The sequence below is a fragment of the Rhodanobacter sp. A1T4 genome (assembly GCF_014207185.1).
Classification (GTDB): domain Bacteria; phylum Pseudomonadota; class Gammaproteobacteria; order Xanthomonadales; family Rhodanobacteraceae; genus Rhodanobacter.
Map to the genome: position 1 here is coordinate 84,676 of NZ_JACHCP010000009.1, position 24,357 is coordinate 109,032.

The following is a 24,357-nucleotide window of genomic DNA, read 5'->3' on the forward strand; positions in this document are numbered from 1 at the left end:
CGCCTTCGCGGGAATGACGGCTCACGGGGATAGATCTAGCCACTCCAATACGGGAGTCAGCCAAGCTCCCAATGACCGCCCTTGGCTGGCCCGACGCGCAGCAGCAGGCCTTGCTTCTGCAGCTTCTGCAGGTTCCGTTCGATCGTTCGCGAGCTGACTCTTGCCAGCTTGGCCAGTTCGGGGATCGTGATGTCCGGATTGCTGCGGACGGCGACCAGGATTTTCCCCGACACTTTGCCCGACATTTTCCCCGACACCTGATCAGGTGCTCCGGTCAAAACAGCTTCCGTCATGGCAGTATGCAGAGCCCGCAGCATGAATTCCACGAACGGCGTTGCGTCGGATGCCTTGTCCGATGCGGCCAGCGCCGCGTAGTAATCCTGCTGCTGCGAACGGATCACCGTTTCCACCGGCAGGTACGCCAGCAGCGGCTGCCAGCGGCTCAACATCAGTGTCTGCCACAGTCGGCCCATGCGCCCGTTGCCATCGGCGAAGGGATGGATGAACTCGAATTCGTAGTGGAATACGCAGCTGGCGATCAGCGGATGCGTGTCGGTGCGCTCCAGCCAGCCGAGCAGTTGATCAACGAGGGTGCCGACACGACTGGCGGGTGGCGCCATGTGCACCAGCTTGTCACCACGATAGATGCCGACATCGCCCCGGCGAATTAGACCCGGTGCATCCACCAGCCCCGCCATCAGCAGTCCGTGGGCGCTCAGCAGGTCGTTGCGTGAATCCGGCTGCCAATCCGCCATGTGTTCATAGGCGACAAAGGCATTGCGCACCTCCTGGATCTCGCGTGGCTGACCCAGCACGCGCTTGCCAGCGAGTACCGCCGTGACCTGTTCCAGGCTCAGACTGTTGTTCTCGATCGCCAACGATGCCTGGATGGTGCGAATGCGATTGTCGCGACGCAACTGCGGCGCCAGTGCAGCATGAGCCGACACCGACCAGCGCCCCAGCAATTCACTGATCTGCGCGACCAAGTTGAGTGCGGTCGTGGAAATCTGAAACGGCGGCTGATAACGGCGAGGCATTTCGCAATGGCACCGGATGATGTCTGGAATTCCACCATCGTAACAGCGACATCCTGCTCTATTGGATACGCCATCGGAAACAAAGAGGCCCCGCTGTGCGGGGCCTCTTTGCGTGAACCACTCTAGTGAAACAATCAGGCGAACGGATCATCCAGCACGATGGTGTCTTCGCGGTCGGCGCCGGTGGCGACGAGGGCGAGTTTGCAGCCGGAGAGTTCTTCCACGGCGCGCAAGTAGGCGCGGGCCGCGGGCGGCAGTTGGTTCCAGTCGCGGATACCGGCGGTGGATTCCTGCCAACCGGGGAATTCCAGGTAGACCGGCTTGCACTCGTCCCAGCCATCCGCATCGAGCGGGGCCAGCTCGCGACGCTTGCCGCGGTACTCGTATGCGATGCAGACCTTGATGGTGTCCAGGCCGTCGAGCACGTCGAGCTTGGTAATGGCCAGGCCGTTGATGCCGTTGATCTGGGTAGCGCGCTTGAGCGCGACCAGATCGATCCAGCCGCAGCGACGCGGACGGCCAGTGCTGGCGCCGAACTCGTTGCCGACCTTGCGCAGGCGTTCGCCCATTTCATCGTTCAACTCGGTCGGGAACGGACCGCTACCGACGCGCGTGGCGTAGGCCTTGCAGATGCCCAGCACATAGTCGATATCGCTGGCGCCGACGCCGGTACCGGCCAGCGCGCCACCGATGGTGGTGTTGCTGGAGGTGACGTACGGATAGGTGCCGTGATCGATATCGAGCAGTGCGCCCTGCGCGCCTTCGAACAGGATGTTGCCGCCGCTCTTGCGCACGTCATGCAGGATCGTGGCGACGTCGTCGACCATTGGGCGGATGTATTCGCCCCAGGCCAGCGCGTCTTTGAGCACGGTGTCGTAATCGACCGGCTCGGCCTTGAGCCACTGGGTGAGGATGAAGTTGTGATAATCGACGGCGGTTTTCAGCAGCGTCGGCAGTTCGTGCGGGTACATGAGGTCGGCCACGCGGATGCTGCGGCGGGCGACCTTGTCCTCGTACGCCGGCCCAATACCGCGACCGGTGGTGCCGATGGCCTTACCGCCGGCCGCGATCTCGCGCGCCTTATCCACGGCGATGTGGTACGGCATGATCAGCGGCGTGGCCGGGCTGATCTTGAGGCGCGAGCGCACTTCGACGCCATTGCCCTCGAGCTCGGCGATCTCTTCCATCAGTGCGGCGGGCGACAGCACCACGCCGTTACCGATCAGGCACAGCGCGTCGTCGCGCAGGATGCCCGAAGGGATGAGATGCAGCACGGTCTTTTTGCCCTTGATCACCAGCGTGTGGCCGGCGTTGTGGCCACCCTGAAAACGGGCGACGGCGCCGACGCGCTCGGTCAGCAGGTCGACGATCTTGCCCTTGCCTTCGTCGCCCCACTGGGCACCCAAGATAACTACTGACTTACCCATGATGTTTCTCGCTCATGTCTCAAGAATGATTTACCCCGCGGTGGGGCGACGTCGGTGACTAGATTCGCGATCCATCGCTCATCAAGTCACCCGGCCTACGGCATCCTGCCTCCGGCGCTCGCCGGAACGGAATGCCCTTCAAGGCATTCCGTTAAACCCCGGCTCGCCCCCACTGGGCACCAAGAATGACTACTGACTTACCCATGATTTTTTCGCTTGAGTCTCGAAATGTTTTACCCCGTTGAAGGGGCGAGTTCTTTGACACGGTTTACGATGCGGCTTGTGTTGCCGGGATCGCCGACGGCTCAGTGCTTCGGCGACGGATCGTCGAAGTAACGCAGGAATTCCGAATCGGGCTTGAGGATCAAGACGCCCTTGCCGTTCTTGAATGCGGTGCTGTACGCAATGAGACTGCGGTAGAAGTTGTAGAACTCCGGGTCCTGACCGTACGACTGTGCGTAGATGGCGGCGGCCTGGGCGTCACCGTCGCCGCGTACTTTTTCGGCGTCGCGTTCGGCATCGGCTTTCAGTACGACGATCTGGCGATCGGCATCGGCCTGGATTCTGGTTTTTTCTTCCTGTCCGGCCGAGCGCAGTTGGTTGGCGACCTGCACCTGCTCGGCGCGCATGCGCTTGTAGACGGCGGCGTTGACCTCGTCCGGCAGGTCGATGCCCTTGATGCGCACGTCGACCACTTCCATGCCGAGGCTCTTGCGCGCCGCGGCGTCGGCCACGGTGCGCGACTGCTCGGTAATCTGCTGGCTGCCACCGTCGATAATCTCGTCCAGCTTGTGCTCGCCGAACTGCGCACGCAGAGCGTCGTTGATCAGCGGCATCAAGCGCTGCGCTGCCTGCAACGGATCACCGCCAGTGGCACCGTAATAGGCGGTAGCATCGGCAATACGCCACTTCACATAGAAGTTGACGTTGACGCTTTTCTTTTCGGCAGTGATGTACTGCTGCGGCTGCGCATCGAGCGACAGAATGCGGTTATCGAATTCCACCACCTGCTGCATCAGCGGAATCTTGGCGTGCAGGCCCGGCTGGTAATCCGAACGCAGCACACGGCCAAACTGCAGCAACAGTGCGCTATGCCCCTGCTTGACCACGAACAGGCTGTTGAGTCCGAGGATGATCAGCAGCGCAATGACAGCAGCAATAATGATTCTGTTCATGGCTGCTTGCCCTTGTCGTCGGTTACCGGTGCATCGACGGATGCCGGCACAACCGCGTTGACGGTGGCCGACGTCGCTGGAACCGTGCTGGTGGTATCGCCACTGACCGCCGGCAGATTGATGATGTTGTGCCCACCGGAGCCGTCGACGACCTTGGTGTTGTTGGCCATCACCTGCTCCATGGTTTCCAGGTACAGACGGCGGCGGGTGACTTCGGGCGCGCCCTTGTATTCCTTCAGGATCAGGTTGAAGCGGGTGGTGTCACCCTCGGCGCGGGCGATGCGCTCGGCCTTGTAGCCTTCGGCGTCGGCCGCGATACGCGAGGCGTCGCCGCGGGCGATGGGCAGCACTTTGCTGGCGTAGGCCTGGGCGGCGTTTTCGCTGCTCTGCTTGTCTTCGCGGGCGTTGTTGACGTCGTCGAAAGCGTCTTTCACGTCCTTCGGCGGCGCCACGCTCTGGAAGCTGACGTCGCTGACCTGCATGCCTGCGCTATAGGCATCCAAGGTTTTCTGCACAGCCTGCTTGGCCTGCCCCACCAGCGGCGTGCCGCCGCCAGAAAGAATCTGATCCATGGTGCTGCCACCGATCACGCTGCGCACGGCGGCTTCGGCTGCCGCCTGCACGGTGCCGTCCGGATCGTTGAGCGAGAACAGATATTTCTGCGCATCGGTCACCTGGTATTGCACGGTGAAATCCACCGCGATGATGTTCTCGTCGCGTGTCAGCAGGGTGACCTTGTCATTGACCGAGCGCACGCGGGCGATGTCGACCTTTTCGACCGACTCGAATGGCTGCGGCAGCTTGAGATGGAAACCCGGGCCGAGCGTGCGCGAGTAACCGCCAAAACGCAGCACCACGCCAACTTGGCGGGCCTCGATGACGGTGTAGCTGCTCAGCAGCAGGCCCACAACCAGCAGCACGATGACGCCCGTGATCAGGTTGCGCGACATCTGCTTGGGCGAGCCGAGCAGCTTTTTGGCCTGCTTGAACAGATCGTCCAGTGGCGACTTGCCGTCCGGCTTGCGGTTGTTCTTGCCCCACGGATCACGCTTCTGCCCGTCGCCGGGTTCATTCCATGCCACTGTCAGTCTCCTTGGAGGCGGGAGGCCGGCAACCACGGCCGGAACACACGTTGAGGGGGATAGCGCATGTGAGGTAGCCAATACTGTCGAAACGGGGTGCTGCCCGAAAGGTTTTTGGCCGCACAAACACCGTGGATTCTACCAGAGTGTGTTGCCGTCGTCCGCGACCTTGGGGCTCAGTGGCTTACGGCGAGGGTGCCTCGGCCAGCAGTTCACGCAATAGCTGGGTCTCGGTGGCATCGCCGCCACTGAGCGGGGCGATAACGCTGCGCGGGGCATCGATGCGCAGCTGCCAGCCATGCTCGTCCACCGTTTCGCCGGTGATCGCACCGGCGGCCCTGAGCCGAGCGTGCAAGCGACCCGCGGAAAGCGGCAACTGCAGCCCAGACTGAATACGCTCGCCGCCGAGCAGCTCGCCCAGCGCCTGACGCAGCAGCTCGATGCCCTCACCAGTAGCGGCGGACAACCAGACCCGCGTCGGTTTACCGGCGGCGTCGCGATCGATGCGCGGTGTGATGCTTGACGGCAAAGTACGAGCCACCGCCTGATCATCACCCGCGGAGTCGCCAGGCTGACCTTGTACCAGGTCGATCTTGTTCATCACCTGCAGCTGCGGCAGGCCGCCGGCATCGATTTCTTCGAGCACGGTATCGACCACGTGATGCAGGCGGTCGCGCTCGTCATCCGAGGCGTCGCACACGTGCAGCAGCAGATCGGCATCGCGCGCCTCGGCCAGGGTGGCGCGGAAGGCGGCAACCAGATCGTGCGGCAGCTCACGGATAAAGCCGACCGTGTCGGCCAGCACAGCCGGGCCGCAGGTCAGGCCTTCCAGCTTTCGCACGGTGGGATCGAGTGTGGCAAACAGCTGATCGGCGGCGTAAACCTCGCCGGTGGTCAGCGCATTGAACAAGGTGGACTTGCCGGCGTTGGTATAACCGACCAGCGCGACCCGCGGCACGGTGTTGCGCAGACGCGCGCGGCGCTGCTGGGTGCGCTGGGTCTGCACTTTTTCCAGCCGCTTGGTGAGCATCTTGACGCGCTCGGCGAGCAGCCGGCGATCGAGCTCGAGCTGGGTTTCACCCGGGCCGCGGTTGCCGATAGCGCCGCCGCGCTGGGCATCAAGATGGGTCCAGCCGCGCACCAGCCGTGTAGCGATGTGCTTGAGCTGAGCCAGCTCCACTTCCAGCTTGCCTTCGTGCGAACGCGCCCGCTGGGCGAAAATGTCGAGGATCAGGCCGGCGCGATCGACCACGCGAATGCCCAGGTGCTCTTCAAGGTTGCGCTCCTGCACCGGCGTCAGCTCGTGATCGACCAGCACCAGATCGGCACCGACCGCCCGCGCAGCCTCGGCTACTTCGTCGGCCTTGCCGGTGCCGATGAAATAGCGCGGGTTGGGATTCTCGACACGGGCAGCGATGGTACCGAGCACCTCGGCACCCGCCGACTTCACCAGCTCGGCGAATTCTTCGCCGCGACGCACCGTATCGTGCTCGGCACGGGAGTGCGGCAGCACAAGCAAGGCGCGATCGCCTCTTTTCTGTCTATCAAACACGTCTGGGTGTGGCCTGATGGAAACCTACCCACTTCATGCGGGCTGACGCCCCGTCAATCAAGCGTCGGAGTCAGCCGAGGACGCATCGGCATGGCCGTCGTGACCATCCGGGCCATCATGGCCGTTGCCGATCTTGACGTTGCGACTGGGCACCACGGTAGAGATGGCGTGCTTGTAGACCATCTGGCTGACTTGGTTGCGCAGCAGCACCACAAACTGGTCGAACGACTCGACCGTGCCCTGCAGCTTGATGCCGTTGACCAGATAGATGGCTACGGGCACGCGCTCGCGACGCAACGCGTTCAAAAACGGATCCTGCAACGATTGTCCCTTGGACATTTCTTATTCTCCCCTTGGTGCGACCAGGTCCGAGAAAAAACGCCAAAGGCGCCTCGGCCCAACATGACCTCGATCTTAACCGCTTTTAAATGCCTGATGAAAGGGGCTTTTTGCGTAGGGCACCGCAGACTGGGGAACTGAGACGCCTGCGGATTTTCACGATGCTCCCGATTGAGCCAAATTACCTAGGGAAGCTGGCCCAGAAAAAGCTGCACGGCATCGGCCGCGCGGGCAAGCAGATGCGGTCGATCCGGATCGAATACGCGGGCACCCACATCGCTGCGCAGCCAGGTGATTTGTCGCTTGGCCAGCTGGCGGGTGGCGAAGATCGCACGGTCGCGGAACTCGGCAGCATCAATGGCCCCCTCCAGGTGCTCCCAAGCCTGCCGATAGCCGACGGCGCGGATGGCTGGCAGATCGGCGTGCAGGTCACCGCGGGCACGTAGTGTTTGCATCTCGTCGAGAAAGCCCTCAGCCAGCATCGTGTCGAACCGCTGTGCGATGCGCGCGTGCAGCACGCCGCGATCCTCCGGCAGCAGCGCCAGCTTGAGCACGCGCCAGGGAAAGCGCGTATGGCCGCGTTGCTGGAGTTCGGATAGCGGGTGGCCAGTGATTTCGATCACCTCCAGCGCCCGCTGCAAGCGTTGCGCATCGTTGGCGCCGATGCGCAACGCGGCCGCTGGATCGAGCGTGGCCAGACGCGCGTGCATCGCCGGCCAGCCGATCTGCTGCGCTTCGGCGAATAGTCGTGCACGCACAATCGGATCGGCATCGGGTAGATCGGAGAGCCCCTGCTGCAGGGCGCGGAAATACAGCCCCGTGCCACCGACCAGCAGCGGTACCCTGCCCCGCGCGCTTATCTGCTGCATCACCGGCGGCGCATCGGTGGAAAAGTCGGCGGCGGAATATGGCTGCGATGGATCGCGGATATCGATCAGCGCATGGGGATAGCGCGCCAGCGTGGCTGCATCCGGCTTCGCCGTGCCGATATCCATCCCGCGATAGACCAGTGCGGAATCCACGCTGATCAGATCAAGCGGAAAGCGTTCGCTCAGCTCGCACGCCAGCGCGGTTTTGCCTGAGGCGGTGGGACCCATCAGAAAGATGGCAAGCGGGCGCTGATCGATGGGCATCGACGCATTGTAAAGGTCTGTTACGCAATCGATGCACCGTCAACGGATGTCCCGGACCGGGCGTTTGCATGCTTTGCTATACGTTCGTACTTAATCGAGGCGCACGCCACGCCGGCATCAGGCGTGACGGGAACGATCCGACACCATCATCACGAAGCCGCCCATGTCATTGTCGAAGTCGCTATGCCTCTCTTTTTTGCTACTTGCCGGCACCATGCTTGCCGTGATGGAACGTGCGCGGGCTGCATCGCCGGCCCCGCCTGATTTCAGCGGCATCTGGCGATTGAATGATCAACAGAGCGATAGCCCGGAGGACATAGCCGCACGCCTGCGTGTCGAGCGAAAACGTGAAGAAGCCGCCGCCCAACTGCCGGCCAGCGCCTCGTCAAGCAGCACCCCCGCGGCAAGCACTGCTTCCAATTCGCAGGGCGGCCGTGGCGGCGGCGGACACGGCATGGGAGGTGGTGGTGGCATGGGCGGAGGTACGGGTGGTGGCGGCCACGGCCACGGCGGCAACCGCAACCAGAGCAAGGCAAGCAGCGACGGCACGTCGCCGATCGTCGATACACCACCGCCCCTGCTTGCCAACGACTCCATACTCAACGTGCAGCAGGACGCGAAGCACGTGCAGGTGGCGCTGAGTGACAGCGATCGACTGGAGGCGAGGCTCGATGGGGTCGCGCAGCAATCGCTCAATGGCGGTGCGGTGGTGCAAACGCGTAGTTACCCTGATGGTCTGCTGATTACCATGCAGTTCGATGGCGGCACGCATCTGGACCAGTACTGGGTGAAGTCGTCCGATGGCCATCATCTGACGGTGACCGAGCGATGGACCACGCCAACGGTGAAGCAACCCATCGTGTTCAAGCGCAGCTACGACCGCCTGGATATCTGAACCTTCGCAGGATTTGTTGACCAATGATGCGGCGCATCAGGGCGCCGGAAGGTCGAGGCGATCTATAATTCGAGATTGCCTTCACTCCCATCCCTGGATCTCCCATGCAGCAGCAGACAATGAAAGCCCTGGTCAAGCGCAAGCCCGAACAGGGTATCTGGATGGAAGAGGTGCCAATCCCCGAGATCGGCCCCAACGAAGTACTGATCAAGATGGAAAAGACCGCGATCTGCGGCACCGACCTGCACATCTATAAGTGGGATGAGTGGTCGCAGCGTACGATTACGCCAGGCCTGACCATCGGACATGAGTTTGTCGGTCGCATCGTCGAAATGGGTCCCGGCGTCACTGGCTACAAGATTGGTGACCGCGTTTCGGCCGAGGGACATATCGTTTGCGGCCATTGCCGCAATTGCCGCGGCGGGCGCACGCACCTTTGCCCAAACACTGTAGGCATTGGCGTGAATCGCAACGGCGCATTCGCCGAGTACATGGCCATGCCGGCCTCGAACTTGTGGCCGATTCCGGATCAAATTCCATCCGAGCTGGCCGCGTTTTTTGATCCCTATGGCAATGCCGCACACTGCGCGCTGGAATTCGACCTGATTGGTGAGGACGTGCTGATCACCGGCGCCGGCCCGATCGGCATCATCGCCGCCGGCATCGCCAAGCATGTCGGCGCACGCAACGTCGTCGTCACTGACGTCAACGACTATCGCCTGAAGCTGGCCGCCGATATGGGCGCCACGCGCGTGGTCAACGTCTCCAAGCAGTCGCTGAAGGAAGCGATCGCCGACCTGCATATCGAAGGTTTCGATGTCGGTATGGAAATGAGCGGCAACCCACGAGCCTTCGGCGACATGCTCGACTGCATGTACCACGGTGGCAAGATCGCTATGCTCGGCATCATGCCGCGCGGTGCGGGCATCGACTGGGACAAGGTGATCTTCAAGGGCCTTACGCTGCAGGGTATCTATGGCCGTCGCATGTACGAGACATGGTACAAGATGACCCAGATGGTGCTGACCGGCTTTCCGCTGCAGAAGGTGCTGACGCATCAGATCGCCATCGACGATTTCCAGAAGGGCTTTGACCTGATGGATGCTGGCGTATGCGGCAAGGTGGTTTGTTCCTGGCACTGAGTCCGGCGCTTTAGTCCTCAACACAACACCCCGCCTCGACGGGGTGTTGTCGTTTTGGCTGTGTGAAAAAGCGCACTGACAAACGGACGACCAACGCGCGGCGGGCGTAGACTTATCATCAGGAAGTCAGGGAGCCGTAGCGAAGGGACAGGTGCGCCGCCATGCCGGCCGCGCGCGACGACTCGCAAACAGCTGGAGCACGGTCAAATGCGGAAATGGAAGCTGCTCTCATGGTCACATCCCACCGCCTGGCGCGAGCCAGCCGGCAAACTCTATCGATCCCATCGGGCACGCAAGACAGTACGCATCATTGCCATCGTGCTGGTGGCGTTCGGCCTGCTCGGCTTTTTTGCGGCACCACCGCTGATTCGCAGCCAGCTGCAGAGTCGACTGAGCATTGCATTGCAACGACCGGTCACCGTGCAGCAGGTGCATCTGAATCCGTTCACGCTGCGGCTGGCGTTGGACGGTTTGCATATCGGCGATCGCGATGGTCACAGCCGTTTTGTCGATGTCGATCACCTGGTCATCAACGCCTCGTGGAGTTCGCTGTTTCGGCTTGCGCCGATTCTCGATCAGCTGCAGCTTGATCGACCGCGAATTCTGCTGTCACGGGATGCACCGCAGCACTTCAACTTCTCCGACCTGATCGACAGGTTTGCGGGCGGTCCCGCGAAACCGGACGCGTCGCCGGCGCGATTCGCTCTTTACAACATCAGCGTGCATCAGGGCGATATTGTTTTCGACGACGGTGTACTGAAGGCGCATCACGAAATCGCCCAGCTGGAGCTGGGCATTCCGTTTATCGCCAGCCTGCCCAGCGACACCGATATTTTTGTGCAGCCGCTGCTGGCCATGACGGTAGATGGCAGCGCAGTCAGGTTGGCCGGCCAGATCAAACCATTCGCCAGCACGCGCGAGTCGGTGATGCATTTCCATATCGATCATCTCGACCTGCCCAGCTACCTCGGTTATGTACCTACGCCGCTACCAGTGGCAGTGGCAAAGGGGCAGCTGTCGGGTGAACTGGATCTGCACTTCATCGCCGATCCGAAGACACCGCAACTCAGCCTCACCGGCACACTGCAGCTGGATCAACTGGCCGCGAACAGCAAAGACTCGACGCCCTTGCTCAGTCTGCAACAGGCGCAGGCGCAGCTGACCGACGTGCAACCGCTGTTATCGCGCTACACGCTTGGTACGTTGCGGCTCGATCAGCCGGAACTGCACTACGTCAGCCTCGCCGGTGGACACAGCAACTTCGATCCGTTGCTCGGCGGCGGCAAGCCAACGGATGGCAGCACAACCGCCGTACGCATTGCGCGGATGGACTTGACCGGTGGTCACCTGGTCTACGTCGATCGAACAGGCACGTCACCGACGCAGCTGAACGTGGAAAATCTGCACGGCAGCATCAGTGGATTGTCGACCGTAGCAGCACCGGCGGCCACTATCGATATGGCCGCGCAGCTCAATGGCGGCAGTCTGAAAGCGAAGGGCACGGTCGATATTGCAGCCAGCCAATTCCACGGTGCCGTAAGCCTGGATGGTGTGGATATTGCGCCGCTACAGGCCATTGGCGACCCTACGCTGGCCGCCAGCATTAGCGGCAAACTTGCTGCGCACGGCCAATTACAAGCGCAGTGGAGTGGCCCATTCGATGCACAACTGAGCACCACGCAGATCACGCTGAGCGATGTCGCGCTGATGCCGAAGAAGCACAAGGATTCGGAGGTTCACTGGAAAAACCTGCAACTGGGTCTCGACCAATTCGACTTGATCAAGCAGCAGGCAAAGCTCGGTACGGTGAGCATGCAGGGACTGACGGTTAACGCGCAGCGATTGGCCAATGGAAATATTGATCTGGCCGAACTCGCTTCCTCGACGGCGGGCTCCTCCACATCAGCGTCATCGACACGAGCCGCTGCTGGTCATAAAAAAGCACCCAAGGGAACCAACGATTCCGGTGTATGGCATTGGCATATCGATCATTTCACTCTTGATGACGGTGCGCTGGCGCTGACTGATCACAAGACACCAGGCAAGCCACAGACGCTGAAGGTCAGCAAGATCAGGCTGAAGGCCGACGGTCTGTCCGACGATATGCATCAGCTGCTGAAGCTCGACACATCGGGCACGATCGGCAAAAGCGGCAACTATCAAGTCAGCGGCACTGTGACGCCGCAGCCGCTGAATGCACAGTTGCAGATCAAGACCACACGGCTTGACCTGGCACCATTCGAGAATTACGGCAGCGTGCCACTCAATGTACTTGTCAGCAGCGCGTTGCTTAGCAGTGATGGGCGCGTGCGTTATATGGAACACGGCGACCAATCGCGAGTGAACTACCGCGGCCGCGTCACACTGGGACGCGTGCGCGTGCAGGACAAGGTTAGCGGCGACGATTTTCTGCGCTGGCAGGCGCTCACACTGAGTGGCCTGAACGTGCAACTTGGCGATGGTGCACCCAAGATTTCCATCGGTACGCTGGCGCTGGATCAGGTCTACGCACGACTGATCATCAACGCCAATGGACGGCTGAATACGCAGGATGTGATCACCAATCCCGCTGCCGCCGCGCCGGTGTCGGTGACCCGAGCCGAGACCGTGCCGGCGCCAGCAGCGAGCACACCCAGCCCGGCAATCGCGGCCAACATACCAGCGCCACAGGTTCATATCGGTGCCATCACCGTAGCCAACAGCCAGCTCAACTACACCGACAACTTCATCAAGCCCAACTACACCGCCAATATCACCCAGCTCACCGGCAAGATCGGTGGCTTTGGTACCGATGCCGGGCCGCCAGCTGACCTTAGCCTGCAAGGTCAGCTCGACGACAACTCGCCAGTGGATATCGAGGGTTCGATCAACCCGCTCGCGCCGGTGGCGTTTCTCGACATCAGCGGCAAGGCCGAGGGCATCGAGCTGACGAATCTCAGCGCCTATTCGGGTAAATACACCGGTTATCCCATCACCAAGGGCCGGCTCAATGCCGACGTCCACTATAAGCTGGACCAACGCAAGCTTTCGGCCGACAACCATATTTTCATCGATCAGCTGACCTTCGGTGATCGTATCGAGGGCAAGGGCATCAGCCACCTGCCCGTCAAGCTGGCGGTGGCACTGCTGAAGGATTCACAGGGTCGCATCGACGTACATCTGCCGGTATCCGGTTCGCTGGATGATCCGAAGTTCAGTATCGGCGGGCTGGTCTGGCACGCGTTCGTCAACTTGATCGGTCGGGCCGTGACTGCACCGTTCCGGCTGCTCGCTTCGGCATTCAGCGGCAGCTCCGGGCAGGATCTCGGTTATGTGGAATTTGCTCCGGGCAGCAGTGAACTAAGTGCAGACGCCCAGAAGAGGCTGACCCTTATCGTGAAAGCGCTGACAGACAAGCCCTCGTTGAACCTCGACATCATCGGCCGTACCGACCCGACTAAGGACGAAAGCGGCCTGCGCACCGTGACGGTCGACCAGTTGGTGAGAGCCGAACAGCGCGACGACGAAGGTGACAAGGATGATGCCAAGGCGCCCGCTGCCGAAGCGCCACTGAGCCCCGATGACTACAACAAGTATCTGGCGAAAGCGTACAAACACGCCAAATTCAAAAAGCCACGCGACTTGATCGGCCTGACCAAATCGCAGCCACCCGATACGATGAAAAGCATGCTGGAAGCCAATGTTCCGACGGATACGGATGCGATGCGTCATCTGGCCCAGCAGCGTGCAGATGCCGTGCGCAGCTGGCTTCGCGGCAAGGTTCCCGACAAGCGACTTTTCGTACTGGCACCGAAACTCGACGCAAAAGGCATTGACGACAAGGGGCTTACCACACGTGTGGATTTCGGCTTGCACTGAGGTTTGATAAGCGTTGCCGGACGATACGAACGCCTGAGGTTTTCCGATGGGCGCCGAGGGCTCACAATGGGCGCTTTCTCACCGTCGGAATTCCCCATGAGCTACCCCGGCCAGGCGCGCTACCAGAGCGAACTCGAATCCATCCGCGAACAGGGCTTGTTCAAGGCCGAGCGCATCATCACCTCACCGCAGTCGGCGGAAATCACTCTGGCCGATGGCCGCAAGGTGCTGAATTTTTGTGCCAATAATTATCTTGGCCTGGCGGATCATCCCGATGTGATCCAGGCTGCCAAGGATGCCTTGGACACGCACGGCTTCGGCATGGCGTCGGTACGTTTTATCTGCGGCACACAGGATCTGCACAAACAGCTGGAAGCGAAGATCGCCGAATTCTTTGGCACCGAGGACACCATCCTCTATGCCGCCTGCTTCGATGCCAACGGTGGCCTGTTCGAGCCACTGTTTGGCGAAGAAGATGCCATCATCTCCGACGCGCTCAACCACGCCTCGATCATCGACGGCATCCGCCTGTGCAAGGCCAAGCGCTTCCGCTATGGCAACTGCGACATGGCCGATCTGGAAGCACAGCTGCAGGCCGCTGACGCCGCTGGCGCGCGCACCAAGCTGATCACCAGTGACGGCGCGTTTTCGATGGACGGCTTTATCGCGCCGCTGGATCAAATCACCGCGCTGGCGAAGAAATACAACGCACTGGTGCATATCGACGAATGCCACTGCACTGGTTTTCTTGGTGAGCATGGCCGTGGTGCGGCGGAAGTACATGGTGTAATGGACAAGATCGACATCTTCACCGGTACCCTTGGCAAGGCATTGGGCGGTGCACTGGGCGGTTTCACTACCGGCCGCAAGGAAGTGATCGAGATGCTGCGCCAGCGTTCGCGCCCATACCTGTTCTCCAACTCGTTGCCACCCCATGTAGTCGCCGCTGGCATCAAGGTGTTCGAGATGCTGGCCTCCGCTGGCGATCTGCGCACCAGGGTGCAGGACAACACACGCTACTTTCGCGAGCAGATGAGCGCGGCGGGTTTCGATATTCGCCCTGGCGTGCATCCGATTGTGCCGGTGATGATTTACGACGCACCAAAGGCCCAGGCCATGGCATCGGCGCTACTCGAGGAAGGCATCTACGTCATCGGATTTTTCTTCCCGGTAGTGCCGCAGGGCAAGGCCCGCATCCGTACGCAGATGAGCGCAGCGCATACGCGCGAGCATCTGGACAAGGCGATTGCCGCATTCACCAAGGTTGGAAAGCAGCTGGGCGTGATCGGCGGATAACCTTTACCGCGGAACAACGTTTACTGTTATCGCCGTGTATCCAGCTCACGCACTTCCTGGGCAGTGAGCTGGCGCCACTGACTTTTGGCCAAGTCGCCCAGCACGAGTGGGCCGATAGCGACGCGGATCAATCGCAGCACGTCAAATCCCAGTGCGGAGAGTAGACGACGAATGTGGCGATTGCGGCCCTCGTCAAGCACGACTTCGAGCCAGGCGTTCTTTTCACCGACACGAAGCAAGACCGCGCGTTTTGCTTTCAGCAAATCGCCCGACTCGTTGACACCCGAGAGCATTTTGATAAGCACTGAATCATCCGGTTGCCCGGCCACCTGGACGTGATACGTCTTGTCCAGGTGGGTCACTGGATCGGTAATACCGGACGCCCATGTCGTGTCATTGCTGAGCAATAGCAAGCCTTCGCTAGCCTTGTCCAGTCGCCCGACCGGCCCAAGCCACGGCAAACCCGCCGCAGCCAGTGCGGTGTAGACGGTGTCCCGACCGCGTTCGTCAATGGCGCTGACGACCAACCCGCGCGGTTTGTTGAACATCACATAGACATGTGCGGCAGCTTTGACGTCGACCCCATCCACCGCAATCACGGATCGATCGATCAAGGTTGGAAACTGCGGGTCGCGCTCTACCCGACCGTCAAGGCTTACCCGACCTTCGCGTATCCACTGTTCGGCCTGACTGCGCGAAGAGACACCCATTTTGGACAGCACACGCGCCAAACCGTGTCGCGGTGATTTGGCGGGTACGGTTGTCTGCACGGAACGAGAAATGGGGCGAGGCATCCAGGTAGCGTATCGGCGTTGACTGCGGCACTACAAGGATTGATCAACGACACTCCCCAGACAGGGACCTCATAAACGAATTTTTGGCAATCGCGCATAAAAAAAACCCGGCCGAAGCCGGGTTTTTTTACTTACTTGCTGCGGTCTATTACTGCTTGACCTGCAGTTCGGTACGACGGTTCTGGGCGCGACCGGCATCCGTGGCGTTGTCGCCGATCGGATCGTTCTTGCCGTGACCAATCGGGCCGTCGAGGCGGCTAGCATCGATACCGTGGCTGGTCAGGTAGTCGTACACGATCTGCGAACGACGCTCCGACAGGCTCTGGTTGTACGCATCGGTACCCTTGCTGTCGGTATAGCCAGCAACGGTCACGTGCACCTGCGGGTAACGCTGCAGGGTATCCACAGCCTGGTTCAGCACTGCCAACGAGTCAGCAGTCGGAACGGCCAGTGCCTTGCCGATTTCGCTTGCCTTCACGTGGCCCTTCTTCGGGAAGTCGAACTTGAAGTTCACGCCGCGCAGGTCGATAACAACCTTCTGCGGGCAACCGTCAGGTCCAACGATCGTGCCTTCCGGCAGGTTCGGGCACTTGTTGTCGCACAGGTTCACGCCGTTGACGACGGTCTTCGAGCAGTCAGGTGCTGGCGGCGGCGGAGCAACGGCCGGAGCCGGAGCGGCCGGCGGAGCGCCAAAGCGCGAGACGATGCTCAGGCCCAGGAATGCGTCGCCATAACCGTTGCGGTTGCTGTTGTTGCCGGTATTGGCAAAAGCAGCGTTCTCGCTGGTCTTGTCATCCCAGTCATAACGGTAACCGGCTTCGACACGAATATCTGTGCTGTCGGTAACCGTCTTGGACACACCAACGCCGAGCTCAGCTGCCGGGGACCAGCCGCTGGCATATGTGCTGTTATGGTGGCTGCCGAGCACACCGGCCAGCAAGTACGGACGGAACGCGTTCCAGTCACCGACATAGTAACGAGCGGCAACGCCGACGTTGTTATTGGCCCACGAATTGCTGCTCTGACCACCACCGTTTGCCGGACCGTTGTCGATCTTGCGCTTGGTGCGGTCAACGAACAGGTCGATCGACAGGTTCGGGGTGAAGAATTTGCCAAAGCCCAGACCGTAGTAGAACTGACGGCTGTTGGTGTTGCGCTTGTCATCGTTGTAGTAACCGCCGACGGTCGGCGCGATGTACCAACGGTCATCAAAGCTCGAGACCGGAGCTGTCGAGGCGGAGCTGTCACCGGCTGGAGCGGCTGCGTCTTGCGCATGAACGGCACCTACGCCGCCCAGGGCCAGCGCGATCAGAAAATATAAGCCCTTACGATTCATCAGGTGTCTCCTCATTTTTAGGTTTTTTTTCGCGTCCGTTCAAATCAAACCGGAAATCGCGTATCGGAACTAAAGTACGTCATTCAGGGTTTCAAGCCCGTGCCTGGCGTTCATGCAACAAGCGGTGGAGAGTGTAGCAAATTCGTTAAGTGGTTGGCACGTTAACACATTGGCAACTTAATCACCCCGGTGAGACTTCATTCAGGAAACCTCGATGGCTTTGATATTGACAACCCACCGAGATAATCCCTCAAAACCACGCCAGCGCTAAACCAATTCATTCAACCCAGCGAATCAAGTCACTGATTCCCTTCGCACACGCTTAATATTCCAGTCACCTCGTCTTTACAATGTGAAGAGGCCGAGGAAATGATGTAACGGCATAGCGTCCAACGTTTCCGGGGTCTTGGTCGCCTCGAGAATGGCCTCGACACGATGCGCTGGTAAATGGTCACGCATGGCCGATTCGAATTTCCGGAGCAGCACCGGAATACCTTCCGCGCGACGTTTGCGGTGCCCAATAGGATAATCGATCGATACCTTGTCTGTGCTGGTGCCGTCCTTGAAGAACACCTGCACCGAATTGCCGATGTAGCGCTTATCCGGGTCGAAGTAGTCCTTGGTGAACTGCGGGTTCTCGCTGACCACCATCTTGTCGCGAAGCGCATCAATGCGCGGATCCGAGGCAATTTCGTCATTGTAGTCGCTAGCCACCAGGCGGCCGAAGATCAGCGGCACGGCGACCATGTACTGGATGCAGTGATCGCGGTCAGCGTAGTTCGCCAGCGGCCCGGTCTTGTCGATGATGCGGCAACCGGCTTCCTGGGTCTCAATGACAATCTTTTCGATCTGGTCGATTTTCCCGGCTACCTGTCCATGCAGCTCCATCGCACATTCCACTGCCGTCTGGGCATGGAACTCGGCCGGATAGCTGATCTTGAACAACACGTTTTCCATCACGTAACTGCCGAACGGACGCTCGAATTCGAACGCCTTGCCCTTGAAGGCCACGTCGTAGAAGCCCCAGGTCTTGGCTGACAGCGCCGAGGGATAGCCGGCAACTCCGCGATACACAGCATTAATAGCGTGAGTCACCGCGCGACGGCAGGCATCGCCAGCGGCCCAGCTCTTGCGGGGGCCGGTATTTGGTGCATGACGGTACGTGCGCAGTGCACCGTTGTCGATCCAGCTGTGCGAGACGGCGGTGACAATCTGCTCCTTGCCGCCGCCAAGCATCGCCGTGGCAACAGCCGTCGAGGCAAGGCGAACCAGAATCACATGGTCCTGCCCCACCCGGTTGAAGCTGTTCAACAGTGCGTAGCAGCCCTGGATTTCGTGTGCCTTGATCGCATAACCCAGGACGTCACGCACGGTAAGCGGCTGGCCACCCTCGCGCTCCGCTTTGCGGCTGAGGTAATCACCAACGGCCAGGATGCTGCCCAGATTGTCAGAAGGATGACCCCACTCCGCGGCAAGCCACGTGTCGTTGAAATCCAGCCAGCGGATCTGCGTGCCGATCGCGAACGCCGCCTGCACCGGGTCCAGCTCGTGGCTGGTACCCGGCACACGGGCGCCGCCGGGCAAGGTTGCGCCCGGTACGACCGGACCCAGATGTTTCACGCATTCGGGAAACTTCATCGCCAGCATCGCGGTGCCCAGCGAGTCGAGCAGCATATAGCGCGCCGTGTCGTATGCCTCTTTTGAATCGACCGCGTGATCAATCACGTAATCGGCGATGTCGACCAGTGGCTGGTCCGGATCGGGACGTACGGCAGAACGGATATCGTGCGCACTCATGAACTGTTCTCGCGGCAGGGAAAGCCGCCATTTTAGCCGACTGTCGCACGCCACAGCATTCTTGCCCGCCAGACGTCGAACGCTTGACCCTGACGGTATCCACACCGACAATCGAACCGCACATCCCAAAAGGGAGTAGTTCCCGACGCAGTCGTCATCGCGTCAGTGCAGTGATCGTCAACACGAGCAATGCCTTGCTCCGGTCACTGCGGCAGCCATGTTGCGAACGAGACTTTTGCGGTGAAAACGGGTCGCGCGCACTCGTTTTCGCCGCATTGTCTGACGCGCATGGAAACGCTCATGGAACTGACCGGCACCGACTTTCTCTCTGGCCTGATGGCCATCATTCTGCTCGATCTCGTGCTGGCCGGCGACAACGCCATTGTCATCGCGATGGCCGCACGCAGCTTGCCCAAAGCTCTGCAGAAACAGGCAGTGTTCTGGGGCAGCTTTGGGGCCATCGCCATACGCCTGCTGCTCACGGCGGTAGTGATTCATCTGCTCGAGCTACCGGGACTGATGCTCGCAGGCGGTCTGTTGCTGCTTCCCATTGCATGGAAACTGCTGCAGCAGAACGATGATGCCAAGCATGAAATCAGCGCGTCGAAGAGTTTCTGGGGCGCGCTGCGCACCATTATCGTTGCCGATGCACTCATGGGCATGGATAACGTACTCGCGATCGCTGGCGCCTCCAAGGGCCACCTCGGGCTGGTCGTGCTGGGACTGTTGATCAGTGTGCCCCTGATTGTATGGGGCTCGACGATGATCCTGAAACTGATCGAGCGCTTCCCCATCATCATCTACTTGGGCGCAGCAGCCATCGCGTGGACTGCCGCACATATGATCGCTGGCGACCATCTGATTTCCGGATGGTTTGATGCCCATGACTGGGCAGCATACGGCCTGCAGGTCTTGCTGGTGGTGAGCCTGTGCAGCGGTGGCTGGTTGATGCAGCGTTGTCGACGGCGCATCACTTCGTGCTGATTACTGCATGTTGATCACTTCAAGGCTGATCACTTCAGGCTGAGAAATCTTCGGCATTCAAGAAAGGTCACGGTCAGGAAACCGTGACCTTTCGAGGTCAATCATTCAGCGGTAGCCATCAGAAGCGGAATTTCACGAACGCCGACGGACCGTGCAGCTTCAAGTCCAGGTTCGCGTTGTAGCTATCCTGCTCGTCGTTGAGCTTGATGCGGGTATACGCGTATTCCGCACCAAATCCGAGATTTTTCCAGGGATACCATTCCAGGCCCAGGGCGGCATTATATATATGGCCGTTGAGATCGCCGCCGTTTTTCTTGACGCCCGACGCGTCGAAGTACATGCGTAAGCTGTCGTTGAAAGCATGGCGCCAGCCTAGCTGTAGCAGAGGCGCTCCAGCGGTTTCGCTATAGCTGGTCGAAGCCTGGGCGCTTTCGCCATCCAGCGTGGCAATGCCGCTAATGCCTGCGCGCACACGGTAATAAGCCGCACCGATGCCCAGGCCAAAGACATCGTTGCCACTGCCAAACCACCAGCGATACGCCGCGCTGCCGAAGTCGAAATCGAGTTTGCCGCGAACCGAAGCCGAGGCGTCGTAGTCGTTGCCGCCGTAGCTGATATCGTCGCTGAGCGTCTTGGTTCTCGAACGATTGATGCTGAAGTAGTCGAACGAAAACCCCTGATGATCACCGATGAGAAAATCGAGCTTCACACGCGGAACGGTTTTGTGGTCTTCGAAGCCAAGATCGTGCTCGAGATTCACATTGCCCTTGAACTGACCGCTCTTGTCGCCGGCACCGATCGTGGTGTCGGTGTTGGCGTAGTAGCCGCCGAGTGAAAGGTCGAAGCGATCGAGGGCTGGCGACACGTCGGCGAACGATGCGGAACTCGCCAAAAGAAGGGGCGCCATCAAAAGGTGATGGCGGCGCAAACGAGGCCGTGAAGGATTAAATTTAAATAGTGAACTCATTGGGCGTTTCCGTACTGAGCAGTGCAGGAAATGCCAATTTAAAGAGAGCCGTGTGCAGACTCTGTGGAGGAGCCGATTTCCTTTCGTTGCGCGCGATATCTGCACGCAGTTCTGCAGAATCGATGCCACTCGCGCACATGCAGAAATCCATTGCAGCACATGTAAAAGGGGAGCCGATGGGCTCCCCTTTTATACGTCTGCCGATCAATTCAGCGCTTGTCGATCGGCACGTAGGCCTGGTCTTCCGGTCCGATGTAATTCGCGCTGGGACGAATGATCTTGCCATCCTCGCGCTGCTCGATCACATGCGCACTCCAGCCCGAGGTACGGGCAATCACAAACAACGGCGTGAACATCGCCGTGGGCACGCCCATCATGTGGTAGGCGCTGGCAGAGAACCAATCGAGGTTGGGGAACATCTTCTTGATCTCACCCATCACTTTCTCGATGCGCTCGGACACCTCGAACAGCGTGGGATTGCCACCATCCGTGCACAGCTTGCGCGAGACTTCCTTGATGATCTCATTGCGCGGATCGGACACGGTATACACCGGATGGCCGAAACCGATCACGATCTCCTTGCGCTCGACGCGGGCGCGAATATCCGCCTCCGCTTCATTGGCATTGCGATAGCGCGCAATGATTTCCATCGCCACCTCGTTCGCGCCGCCATGCTTCGGTCCGCGCAGTGCGCCGATGGCACCGGTCAGTGCGGAATACATATCCGAACCAGTACCGGCAATGACGCGAGCCGCAAACGTCGAGGCATTGAACTCGTGCTCGGCGTACAGCACCAGCGACTTGTCGAGCGCATGCGCATGCAGATCGCTGGGCTTCTTGCCGTGCAGCAGGTGCAGAAAGTGCGCGGCAATCGAGTCATCGTCGGTCTGCGTTTCGATGCGTTTGCCGTTATGGCTGAAGTGATACCAGTACAGCAGCATCGAGCCGAAGCTTGCCATCAGGCGATCGGCAATCTCGCGAGCGCCCGTGACGTTGTGATCGTCCTTTTCCGGCAGCACCGTGCCGAGTACCGAGCAACCGGTGCGCATCACGTCCATCGGATGCGTAGCGGCCGGCAGCAGCTCCAGCGCACTCTTTACCGGCGCCGGCAGTCCACGCAGCCGCTTCAAGCGCGCGCGGTAGTGATTCAGTTCGGTCCAGTTCGGCAGCACACCGTGAACCAGCAAATAGGCCACTTCCTCGAAACAGCCTTTGGCCGCCAGATCATGGATGTCATAACCGCGGTAATGCAGGTCGTTACCGCTGCGGCCGACAGTGCACAGTGCCGTGTTGCCTGCCGGTACGCCGGAAAGCGCGACGGATTTCTTGGCCTTTGGCACGGTTTGCGTGGTTTCGCTCATGGATAAACCCTCGATCGATGAAACTGCGCCGGTAGGCCGGCGAAGCAAGAAGGAAAAGCGCGTTGTGCAATCAGTCGCCGGATTTGCCGTCGGCAAAAAGCTCGTCGAGCTTGCGCTCGTAAGCGTGATAGTCGAGATAGTCGTATAGCTCTTCGCGAGTCTGCATGGTCGTTACTGCAGCCTTCTGCGTGCCATCGCGACGCACCGTCTCGTAGAAATTCAGCGCCGCCTTGTTCATCGCCCGATAGGCGCCGCAGCAGTACAGGATGATGTCAACGTTCGCGCCGGCCAGTTCGTCGCGCGTAAACAGCGGAGTCTGTCCAAATTCGGTGATGTTGGCGAGAATGGGTACCTTCACAGCTGCCTTGAACTCGCGATATTGCTCGAGTGTGTAGATAGCTTCGGGGAAAATCATGTCTGCGCCCGCTTCGACGCAGGCCTGCGCGCGTTCGATCGCCGATGCCAGACCTTCGACTGCAATGGAGTCGGTACGCGCCATGATGACAAACTGATCGTCGGTGCGTGCATCTACTGCAGCCTTCACGCGATCAACCATTTCCTCTTTCGAGACGATGGCCTTGCCGGGACGGTGACCGCAGCGTTTGGCCGCAACCTGATCCTCGATATGCAACGCACCTGCACCGGCCTTGATCAGCGATCGAACGGTCCGCGCAATATTGAACGCCCCGCCCCACCCCGTATCCACGTCGACCAGCAGCGGCAGTTCGCAGACATCGGTGATGCGGCGGATATCGGTGAGCACATCTTCCATCGTGCTGATGCCGAGATCGGGCATACCCAATGAATTGGCAGCGACACCACCGCCGGACAGATAAATTGCCTTGAAGCCAGTGCGCTCGGCCATGCGTGCTGCATAGGCGGTAATCGCACCGACAACCTGCAGCGGCTGTTCTTCAGCGACTGCCGCGCGAAAACGGGCGCCGGGAGATGCGTTCTTCGTCATGGCTGCTTTATCCAAAATGCCATTTTAGCGCACCGGCAAATTACACGCTCCCGCACTGCGTCAGCGGCAATCGATGAGCTCTTCTCCGGGTCCCTTGTGACATGCAACAAAAAAGCGGGCCGACTGAAAAGCCGACCCGCCGTGCTTCAAACTAAACGCTGCGCTTACTTCTTGGCAAACAGATGCTCGACGCCGGCGCGCTCTTCGCGCAGTTCTTTTTCGGTGGCGTCGATGCGTGATTGCGAGAAGGCGTTGATCTTCAAGCCCTGCACGATTTCATATTTGCCGCCCTTCACCGTCACCGGGTAGCCGAAAATCACGCCCGGCGCGATACCGTACGAACCGTCCGAGGGGATGCCCATCGAAACCCAGTCACCGTCGACGGTGCCCAGTGCCCACGTGCGCATATGATCGATCGCAGCCGACGCAGCAGATGCAGCCGACGACGCACCACGCGCCTTGATGATGGCCGCGCCGCGCTGCTGCACGATCGGGATGAAATCGCTTTCGTACCAGGACTGGTCAATCTGCTCCAGCGCCGATTTGCCCTTCACGGTGGTCTCGTGCAGATCCGGATACTGGGTGGAGCTGTGATTGCCCCAGATGGTGACCTTCTTGATGTCGGTAGTGTGTGCACCGGTCTTCTCGGCCAGCTGGCTCAGGGCACGGTTGTGGTCCAGGCGCACCATCGCGGTGAAGCACTTCGGATCGAGATCCGGCGCGTTCTGCTGGGCAATCAGCGCATTGGTGTTGGCCGGGTTACCGACCACCAGCACACGCACGTCGCGCTTGGCGTGATCGTTCAGCGCCTTGCCCTGCGGACCGAAGATCGCGCCATTGGCTTCCAGCAGGTCTTTGCGCTCCATGCCAGGGCCGCGCGGACGGGCGCCGACCAGCAACGCGTAGTCGACATCCTTGAACGCGACGTTGGCGTCATCGGTAGCAACCACACCGGCCAGCGTCGGGAACGCGCAGTCGTTGAGCTCCATCACCACGCCCTGCAGGGTTGGCAGCGCAGGCGTGATCTCCAGCAGGTGCAGGATCACCGGCTGATCCGGGCCCAGCATGTCGCCAGCAGCGATACGGAACAGCAACGCATAACCGATCTGGCCAGCGGCGCCGGTGACGGCAACTCGAACGGGTGCTTTCATGGGGTTGGCTCCTTGAGTGAGCGATGAGTGATTACGGGGGGAAGACACATCTAGTAGGGACGCGCGC

General features: G+C 60.3%; 19 protein-coding genes. 5 read left to right on the forward strand and 14 right to left on the reverse strand.

All coding sequences use genetic code 11. The features are described from left to right. Positions 1 to 56 precede the first annotated feature (56 nt). From HDE80_RS17630 to miaA, 7 genes are all read right to left on the reverse strand, one after another. Entirely contained in the window at positions 57 to 1,037 is a 981-nt protein-coding gene (locus HDE80_RS17630; RefSeq protein WP_184673076.1) for a Fic family protein, read from the reverse strand. A 134-nt stretch (positions 1,038 to 1,171) separates the two neighbouring features. Beyond that, positions 1,172 to 2,464, reverse strand: coding sequence for an adenylosuccinate synthase (locus HDE80_RS17635; protein WP_184604610.1), 1,293 nt, complete (start codon positions 2,462 to 2,464; stop codon positions 1,172 to 1,174). A 305-nt stretch (positions 2,465 to 2,769) separates the two neighbouring features. Further along, positions 2,770 to 3,639 (reverse strand): protease modulator HflC, encoded by an 870-nt coding sequence (gene hflC, locus HDE80_RS17640; protein WP_184673078.1) that lies wholly within the window; start codon positions 3,637 to 3,639, stop codon positions 2,770 to 2,772. Further along, positions 3,636 to 4,721 (reverse strand): FtsH protease activity modulator HflK, encoded by a 1,086-nt coding sequence (gene hflK / locus HDE80_RS17645; RefSeq protein ID WP_184673080.1) that lies wholly within the window; start codon positions 4,719 to 4,721, stop codon positions 3,636 to 3,638. The genes hflC and hflK overlap by 4 nt, the downstream gene beginning before the upstream one ends. Positions 4,722 to 4,905: 184 nt before the next feature. Continuing rightward, a complete protein-coding gene (gene hflX / locus HDE80_RS17650; RefSeq protein ID WP_184673082.1) occupies positions 4,906 to 6,273 on the reverse strand; it encodes a ribosome rescue GTPase HflX in 1,368 nt (455 codons plus the stop codon). A gap of 57 nt (positions 6,274 to 6,330) precedes the next feature. After that, entirely contained in the window at positions 6,331 to 6,612 is a 282-nt protein-coding gene (hfq, locus tag HDE80_RS17655) for an RNA chaperone Hfq (protein ID WP_184673084.1), read from the reverse strand. Positions 6,613 to 6,797: 185 nt separating this feature from the next. Further along, positions 6,798 to 7,745: a tRNA (adenosine(37)-N6)-dimethylallyltransferase MiaA gene (gene miaA, locus HDE80_RS17660; RefSeq protein ID WP_184673086.1), complete on the reverse strand. Its 948-nt coding sequence runs from the start codon at positions 7,743 to 7,745 to the stop codon at positions 6,798 to 6,800. 163 nt (positions 7,746 to 7,908) lie between these two features. Here miaA and HDE80_RS17665 point away from each other — a divergent pair, with 163 nt between their 5' ends. The 4 genes from HDE80_RS17665 (at position 7,909) to kbl (ending at position 14,936) form a co-directional block, all read left to right on the forward strand. Further along, a complete protein-coding gene (locus tag HDE80_RS17665; protein WP_184673088.1) occupies positions 7,909 to 8,640 on the forward strand; it encodes a hypothetical protein in 732 nt (243 codons plus the stop codon). A gap of 119 nt (positions 8,641 to 8,759) precedes the next feature. Next, positions 8,760 to 9,782 (forward strand): L-threonine 3-dehydrogenase, encoded by a 1,023-nt coding sequence (tdh, locus tag HDE80_RS17670; RefSeq protein ID WP_184673297.1) that lies wholly within the window; start codon positions 8,760 to 8,762, stop codon positions 9,780 to 9,782. A gap of 207 nt (positions 9,783 to 9,989) precedes the next feature. Continuing rightward, entirely contained in the window at positions 9,990 to 13,640 is a 3,651-nt protein-coding gene (locus tag HDE80_RS17675; RefSeq protein ID WP_184673090.1) for a DUF748 domain-containing protein, read from the forward strand. A 96-nt stretch (positions 13,641 to 13,736) separates the two neighbouring features. Further along, entirely contained in the window at positions 13,737 to 14,936 is a 1,200-nt protein-coding gene (gene kbl / locus HDE80_RS17680; RefSeq protein ID WP_184673092.1) for a glycine C-acetyltransferase, read from the forward strand. Between the two features lie 26 nt (positions 14,937 to 14,962). Here kbl and HDE80_RS17685 read toward each other — a convergent pair whose 3' ends face one another. From HDE80_RS17685 to HDE80_RS17695, 3 genes are all read right to left on the reverse strand, one after another. Further along, entirely contained in the window at positions 14,963 to 15,730 is a 768-nt protein-coding gene (locus tag HDE80_RS17685; RefSeq protein WP_184673094.1) for a pseudouridine synthase, read from the reverse strand. Between the two features lie 148 nt (positions 15,731 to 15,878). Further along, positions 15,879 to 17,066 (reverse strand): OmpA family protein, encoded by a 1,188-nt coding sequence (locus HDE80_RS17690; protein ID WP_184673096.1) that lies wholly within the window; start codon positions 17,064 to 17,066, stop codon positions 15,879 to 15,881. A 345-nt stretch (positions 17,067 to 17,411) separates the two neighbouring features. Beyond that, positions 17,412 to 18,863: a bifunctional 2-methylcitrate dehydratase/aconitate hydratase gene (locus HDE80_RS17695; RefSeq protein ID WP_184673098.1), complete on the reverse strand. Its 1,452-nt coding sequence runs from the start codon at positions 18,861 to 18,863 to the stop codon at positions 17,412 to 17,414. A 300-nt stretch (positions 18,864 to 19,163) separates the two neighbouring features. Here HDE80_RS17695 and HDE80_RS17700 point away from each other — a divergent pair, with 300 nt between their 5' ends. Continuing rightward, complete coding sequence (locus HDE80_RS17700) at positions 19,164 to 19,847, forward strand: TerC family protein (protein ID WP_184673100.1); 684 nt, start codon at positions 19,164 to 19,166, stop codon at positions 19,845 to 19,847. A gap of 118 nt (positions 19,848 to 19,965) precedes the next feature. Here HDE80_RS17700 and HDE80_RS17705 read toward each other — a convergent pair whose 3' ends face one another. The 4 genes from HDE80_RS17705 to HDE80_RS17720 all read right to left on the reverse strand — a co-directional run bounded on the left by HDE80_RS17705 (position 19,966) and on the right by HDE80_RS17720 (position 24,290). Beyond that, on the reverse strand, positions 19,966 to 20,754 hold the full coding sequence (locus tag HDE80_RS17705; protein ID WP_255483917.1) for an autotransporter outer membrane beta-barrel domain-containing protein: 789 nt from the start codon (positions 20,752 to 20,754) through the stop codon (positions 19,966 to 19,968). Positions 20,755 to 21,023: 269 nt separating this feature from the next. Continuing rightward, a complete protein-coding gene (prpC, locus tag HDE80_RS17710; protein ID WP_184604635.1) occupies positions 21,024 to 22,175 on the reverse strand; it encodes a 2-methylcitrate synthase in 1,152 nt (383 codons plus the stop codon). 70 nt (positions 22,176 to 22,245) lie between these two features. Next, on the reverse strand, positions 22,246 to 23,139 hold the full coding sequence (prpB, locus tag HDE80_RS17715; protein WP_184673103.1) for a methylisocitrate lyase: 894 nt from the start codon (positions 23,137 to 23,139) through the stop codon (positions 22,246 to 22,248). A gap of 164 nt (positions 23,140 to 23,303) precedes the next feature. Further along, positions 23,304 to 24,290: a malate dehydrogenase gene (locus HDE80_RS17720; RefSeq protein ID WP_184673104.1), complete on the reverse strand. Its 987-nt coding sequence runs from the start codon at positions 24,288 to 24,290 to the stop codon at positions 23,304 to 23,306. Positions 24,291 to 24,357 lie beyond the last annotated feature (67 nt).

Excerpts from the sequence above, each read along its gene's own strand:
- HDE80_RS17630 (WP_184673076.1), bottom strand. The coding sequence starts at position 1,037 with ATGCCTCGCCGTTATCAGCCGCCGTTTCAGATTTCCACGACCGCACTC.
- HDE80_RS17635 (WP_184604610.1), bottom strand. The coding sequence starts at position 2,464 with ATGGGTAAGTCAGTAGTTATCTTGGGTGCCCAGTGGGGCGACGAAGGC.
- hflC (WP_184673078.1), bottom strand. The coding sequence starts at position 3,639 with ATGAACAGAATCATTATTGCTGCTGTCATTGCGCTGCTGATCATCCTC.
- hfq (WP_184673084.1), bottom strand. The coding sequence starts at position 6,612 with ATGTCCAAGGGACAATCGTTGCAGGATCCGTTTTTGAACGCGTTGCGT.
- miaA (WP_184673086.1), bottom strand. The coding sequence starts at position 7,745 with ATGCCCATCGATCAGCGCCCGCTTGCCATCTTTCTGATGGGTCCCACC.
- HDE80_RS17665 (WP_184673088.1), top strand. The coding sequence starts at position 7,909 with ATGTCATTGTCGAAGTCGCTATGCCTCTCTTTTTTGCTACTTGCCGGC.
- tdh (WP_184673297.1), top strand. The coding sequence starts at position 8,760 with ATGAAAGCCCTGGTCAAGCGCAAGCCCGAACAGGGTATCTGGATGGAA.
- HDE80_RS17675 (WP_184673090.1), top strand. The coding sequence starts at position 9,990 with ATGCGGAAATGGAAGCTGCTCTCATGGTCACATCCCACCGCCTGGCGC.
- kbl (WP_184673092.1), top strand. The coding sequence starts at position 13,737 with ATGAGCTACCCCGGCCAGGCGCGCTACCAGAGCGAACTCGAATCCATC.
- HDE80_RS17685 (WP_184673094.1), bottom strand. The coding sequence starts at position 15,730 with ATGCCTCGCCCCATTTCTCGTTCCGTGCAGACAACCGTACCCGCCAAA.
- HDE80_RS17690 (WP_184673096.1), bottom strand. The coding sequence starts at position 17,066 with ATGAATCGTAAGGGCTTATATTTTCTGATCGCGCTGGCCCTGGGCGGC.
- HDE80_RS17695 (WP_184673098.1), bottom strand. The coding sequence starts at position 18,863 with ATGAGTGCGCACGATATCCGTTCTGCCGTACGTCCCGATCCGGACCAG.
- HDE80_RS17700 (WP_184673100.1), top strand. The coding sequence starts at position 19,164 with ATGGAACTGACCGGCACCGACTTTCTCTCTGGCCTGATGGCCATCATT.
- HDE80_RS17705 (WP_255483917.1), bottom strand. The coding sequence starts at position 20,754 with ATGGCGCCCCTTCTTTTGGCGAGTTCCGCATCGTTCGCCGACGTGTCG.
- prpC (WP_184604635.1), bottom strand. The coding sequence starts at position 22,175 with ATGAGCGAAACCACGCAAACCGTGCCAAAGGCCAAGAAATCCGTCGCG.
- prpB (WP_184673103.1), bottom strand. The coding sequence starts at position 23,139 with ATGACGAAGAACGCATCTCCCGGCGCCCGTTTTCGCGCGGCAGTCGCT.
- HDE80_RS17720 (WP_184673104.1), bottom strand. The coding sequence starts at position 24,290 with ATGAAAGCACCCGTTCGAGTTGCCGTCACCGGCGCCGCTGGCCAGATC.